We start from the raw sequence: 2,628 nt of genomic DNA on the forward strand, positions 1-2,628 counted from the left end.
GCCCCCGGGGGTGGGGGGGTCGGGGGGGGGGGTGTCGGGGCCCCCCCCCGGGGGGGGGCCCCCCCCCCCCGGTGGGGGGGGGGCCCCGGGGCCCGTTGCGCCGTGCCGTCAGTCCGCGAGCGGGACCGGGCGTTCGTCGATCTCCAGGACCGCGGACGTCCAGTTGAAGCCCAGCCCGATGCCGCAGAGCAGCACCCGCTGGCCCGGCTCCAGCCGGCCCGCGCGCATCAGGTACTCCAGGCCGCCGAACTGGTCGGTGGCGCCGACGTGTCCGGTCTCCCGGGCCCACTCGAACACCGTCTTGTCGGCGTCCAGTTGCAGCGGCGTGAGCACCTCCTGACGCAGCATCGTCCGGCCGAAGTTCGGGAAGACGAGGTGGTCGATGTCGGCGGGCCGGGTCCCGGCCTCCTCTGCGGCACCCTCGACGGACCGGATCAGGGCCTGGTTCATGATCTTGAAGACTTCGGCGATGCGGCCGCCGTGCTCCTCGTCGGCGAAGGTCTGCATCCGCTGGATGAGGTTGATCGGATACGCCTGGGTGTCACTGGTGTCGGGGAACGCCATGAACGACAGCCCGGCGCGCTGGGCACGCTCCAGGTCGGGCCGGCTCGCCGTGACGACTGAGGCGATGCGGGCGAAGCCGCCGGTGCGGGAGAGCACCGCGGCGCTCGCGCCGTCGCCGAACACCAGGCCCGGATAGGTGCGCCAGCGGTTCCACACCGGCATCACGAAACGGTCGGAGGCGGTGATCATTGCGGCCTGCCGGTCGGGGCGCCCGACGAGGAAGGCGGCGGCCAGCTCGATCGCCGCCATGGCACCGTTGGAGTGCTGCTTCACCTCGAAGGACAGCCCGTTGTCGGCCAGGACGTGGTGCTGCAGATACGAGGCGACGTTCCAGCCGTCCAGGCCGCAGAACGCGCCCGTGGCGTGCAGCAGCAGACCGAACTCGGCCGCGTCCAGGCCGGAGTGGCGCAGCGCCAGGGAACCGGCGCGCACCGCCATCTCCGGCTGGGTGTCGTCGTCGCCGGCGACGGACGCGCTGAGCGGGCCGGAGCGCCGCTGGGTGGCGTCGTCGTACCAGCCGGCCTCGATGGCCTCGTCGACGGGCATCGGCTTGGGGTACCAGGCCCCCACCCCCGCTATGTACAGGTTGTCGTGGCGCATGGTGGACGTACTCCTCTCACAAGGGCATACAGGTATTGCCTCGATGGGCGGACGGGAACCGGGTCAGACCGTGCGCCGGATCACCGGGACCGGCCCGGGGGCGCGGCCGGTGCCGACCTCGCCGCCGTGCAGCCACTGGACCTTCTCGTAGAGGTCCTCCTCGGACAGCGACCGCAGCACGGCGTTGCGGGCCTCGGCCGCCTCGCCCGCCGGGTGGTACAGCCGGCGCCCCATCTCGCGGGCCAGCAGCTGGGTGGCGGCGGTGCGTTCGCGGCGCTCGGCGTTGAACTTCTCGAAACGCTGGGCGAAGTCGGCCGGCTCGGTGCCGATCAGATCACCGAGCACCACGGCGTCCTCCAGGGCCTGGCAGGCGCCCTGGGCGGCGTACTGGAGCATGGGGTGGGCGGCGTCGCCGGTCAGGACGACCCGGCCGTCGGTCCAGCGGTCCACCGGGTCGCGGTCGCACAGCACCCAGGACTTCCAGTCCCGGCCCAGCTCCAGCAGGCGCCGGGCGGTGCCGCCGAGGCCCGGGAACTCGCTCAGGACGTGTGCGCGCTCCACCGGCAGGCCGAGGACGGCCTCGGTGGCACCGTCGTCGCGGGTGGCGGCCAGGTTGAGGAACTCCCCGCTCCCGATCGGGTAGTGCACGAAGTGCCACTTGGGCCCCGCCCACAGCGTCACGGTGTTCCAGCGCAGCTCCTCGGGAACCTCGCCCATGGGGATCACCGACCGGTAGATGGTGTGCCCGGACACCTTCGGGTAGCCGTCGCCCACGAGCTGCTTGCGGACGAAGGAGTTGATGCCGTCCGCGCCGACCAGCGCGTCGGCGCGGACCCGTTCGCCGTTGGCCAGCTGGACGGTCACACCGTCGGCGTCCTGCTCGTAGCGCTCCACGGAGCAGTCGACGCGCAGCTCCACGGAGGGTTCGGCGCGACAGGCGGCCAGCAGCGGCTCGTACAGGTCGATGCGGTGCACCACGGCGTACGGGTTGCCGAAGCGGGCCCGGTAGGCGCCGGTCAGCGGCATCGAGACGACCTTCTCGTCGGTCGTGCCGTCCATGAAGCGGAGCTCGTCGATGTGCACCGCGCGGTCCCGGACCGGGTCGCCGACGCCCAGCCGGTCCAGCGCCTGGAAGGCGTTCGGCCCCAGCTGGATGCCGGCGCCGATCTCGGTGAAGCAGTCCCGGCGTTCGAGCACCACCACGTCGTGCCCGCGGCGGGCGAGGCTCAGCGCGGTCGCCAGGCCGCCTATTCCGCCGCCGGCGATTGCTGTCTTCGGCATTTCCGAGTCCCTTTCCTGTTGTCGGGAGACCCGATAAATGTGTCGGTGTGCCATGCCTGGCAGCAATGAAAGGAACCCGACTTCGTCAGCTGACCGGAAAAGGGAAAGAGCCCCCGTGGAGCAGGGGGCCGGAAAGGAGGCCGTAAAAGGAGGCCGAAAAAGGAGTGCTGAGAGAGGCCGAAG

Annotated in this window: 2 protein-coding genes; both read right to left on the reverse strand. The window is 71.7% G+C overall.

Features of this window, described 5'->3' with window-relative positions:
* Positions 1–108 precede the first annotated feature (108 nt).
* A complete protein-coding gene (locus ACFW2E_RS44980; protein ID WP_384477440.1) occupies positions 109–1,164 on the reverse strand; it encodes a ketoacyl-ACP synthase III family protein in 1,056 nt (351 codons plus the stop codon).
* Between the two features lie 63 nt (positions 1,165–1,227).
* Positions 1,228–2,445: a 3-hydroxybenzoate 6-monooxygenase gene (locus ACFW2E_RS44985; RefSeq protein WP_384477443.1), complete on the reverse strand. Its 1,218-nt coding sequence runs from the start codon at positions 2,443–2,445 to the stop codon at positions 1,228–1,230.
* Positions 2,446–2,628: the final 183 nt, after the last annotated feature.

It is taken from the genome of Streptomyces sp. NPDC058964 (assembly GCF_042741275.1).
Lineage (GTDB): Bacteria > Actinomycetota > Actinomycetes > Streptomycetales > Streptomycetaceae > Streptomyces.

Bases quoted from the DNA above. Each gene is read 5' to 3' on its own strand.
- ACFW2E_RS44980 (WP_384477440.1), bottom strand. From the start codon at position 1,164: ATGCGCCACGACAACCTGTACATAGCGGGGGTGGGGGCCTGGTACCCC.
- ACFW2E_RS44985 (WP_384477443.1), bottom strand. From the start codon at position 2,445: ATGCCGAAGACAGCAATCGCCGGCGGCGGAATAGGCGGCCTGGCGACC.